Here is a 2,270-nt window from a genome sequence, read left to right as displayed (position 1 = left end):
GGTCCAGTTCGCCAGATCGGCGATGCGCGCGCGCAGGGCCGGCAAGTCGGTGGTGGCCAGTGAGCGGGTGTATTTGGCGTTGTCCGCGTTGAGCGAAATGTAGGCGCCGGCCGGGTCCAGTGCGGGCTTGAGCGTGCCGTCGAAGTCGCCAGCGGCGCCGCCCACATTGATCGCGGCGAGGTAGCGGTCCACCGTCAGATTGCCGGCGGCGCCATTGGCCAGATCGGCGATGCTACCCTGGAAGGCGAACACGGTTTCAGAGCTGGCGCTGATGCCACCGTCTTTGCCCAGCAGACTGCCTTTGTCGGCCACCAGCGGGCTCTGATCGGGCCGGATGGTCACGATCGTGCCCAGCGCATAGGCCTTGTCGGCCACCCACTGGAAGGCGGATTCGTTGGTGGCGGTCAGGCTGTCGCGGTCGCTGAACAGGATGCTGGTGCTGGCGTTGATGTCGCGCATCAAGATAAAGGCGATGGCGTCCGGGCTGTCGGCGTTGGCGCCGATGAACAGGATGTCACCGGCTTGCAGCGTGGTGGGGATGGCCGAGGACACGGTGGTGAAGTCCAGTTGTTTCGTATCGCTCCAACCCACGAAGGCGTTGCCGGCCAGGTCGGTGATGGCGCTGGCGCTCACCAGCACGTGGTAGGCGGTGCCGGGGCGCAGGTCGGCGCTGGGGTTGATGTCGACCGTGTTGCCGCTGATGGTCACTTGCGTGAGGTCGTTGGCGTTGAGCACGCGCACATCGTCGCTGCCGTTGCTGATCGTGATGGTGCCGGTGCCGGCCTTGACGGCTTCGTTGAAGGTCAGCAGCACGCGGCTGCCGGTCACGGCCAACGCGCCGTCGCCCGGGGTGGAAGACACCAGTTCCGGGACGGTGATGTCGCTCACGGTGGTGAAGCTCAGCGCCTGCGTGCCCAAGGCCGCCGCGCTTTCACCGCCCTGGCCCTGGATGGCGCCGCTGGCGTACTGGATGGAATAGGTGGTGCCGGCTTGCAGGTCCTTGGCGGGGTTGATCACCACGGTGCGGCCCTTGAACGTGACCTGGCTGGCATCGCTCAGGGCGATGGTGTGCACGTCGCTGCCGCTGCTGAGCACGATGTTGCCGCTGCCGACCTTCACTTCGGTGTTGAAGTTCAGGTACAGGTTGCTGCCCACACCCACGGCGGTGGCGGCACGGGTGGGGGCGTACACCCACAGTTCTTCGCCGCTGTTGCCGCCCGAGCCCAGCTCGTTGGTGATGTACATGTTGAGCTGGTCGTCGAAGGTGATGCCTTCGTGCTGGGCCGCCACTTCGATGTCCAGCGCGCCCAGGGTCTTGCCTGCACGGTCCATCTTCAGGATGCGGCCCGACTCCTGGCTCAGCACCATGAGGTGGCTGCGGTCTTTGGCGCTGGCGGGCAGCACGTTGGACAGGGCATACACGTCGCCGAAATCGGCCACGCCGGCCAGGGCGGGGTCGAACAGGTTGGTCGAATCCACCGTCGTGGGCGAGCCGTTGCTGGCGGTGCCGGCGGTGAAGTCGATGTCGGTCTGGAAAATCCCCATCGGGGTTTTTTCCTTGACGAAGATGAAGCCACCGGTGATCGGGTCGTAGCTCACGCCTTCCAGGCCGATGTTGCCGATGGTCGTGCCCAGCTTGACCACTTTGGCCGAAGCGGCGTTCAGGGTGCTGTTGCCGACATAGGTGAAGCGCACGGCCTGGCGGTAGCGCTCTTCGCTCAGCACGAATTCGCCGTTGCCCAGGTAGGCCAGGCCTTCGGGGTCGTAGAAGAAGGTGCCTTGGGGCTTGGTGGCGTCGGCGGGCAAGGTCATGCTGTCGATCAGCTGGCCGGTTTTGCTCACCTGGGTGACCGAGGTGCCGCTGTCACCGACGATGAACAAGGTGTCGGTGTCCTTGTTCCAGGTCACGGCCGAGACTTCGGACGCCAGCAGGTTGCTGCCCGTGCCCACCGGCAGCTTGTACTTGCCGACCAGGGTGTAGTTACTCAGGTCCAGGCTTTCGTCGGGCGCCACGAACGACAGCGTGGGCGCCGCGAGTTCGGCGCCGGAAGCGGGGGTGGGGCTTGCATCGTCGCCACCGCCGCAGGCGGCCAGGGCGAGGGCACTGGCTGCGGCCAGCAACAGGTGGGGGAAACGGGGGCTGCGTGGTCGCATGGTGGCTCTTCCTTTTGAACTTTTGGATACAAAGGGCGAGCGTAGAAAGTACACATGTCGTGCACATGAAAACGGTGTGAAAAAGCGGTGACAACGCGCCCGCGTCAGCGCCTAGG

Annotated in this window: 1 protein-coding gene; it reads right to left on the bottom strand. The window is 65.2% G+C overall.

The window, feature by feature from the left end; genetic code table 11:
• Positions 1–2,154 (bottom strand): SdiA-regulated domain-containing protein (locus tag ABYB95_RS21915; protein WP_372661948.1); only part of this gene is annotated, 2,154 nt, incomplete at its 3' end.
• Positions 2,155–2,270: the final 116 nt, after the last annotated feature.

The sequence above is a fragment of the Hydrogenophaga sp. genome (assembly GCF_041633695.1).
In the GTDB taxonomy this organism is placed as follows: domain Bacteria; phylum Pseudomonadota; class Gammaproteobacteria; order Burkholderiales; family Burkholderiaceae_C; genus Hydrogenophaga.
Note: the sequence above shows the minus strand (reverse complement) of the source record. Positions and strands in the feature narration are given on the sequence as shown.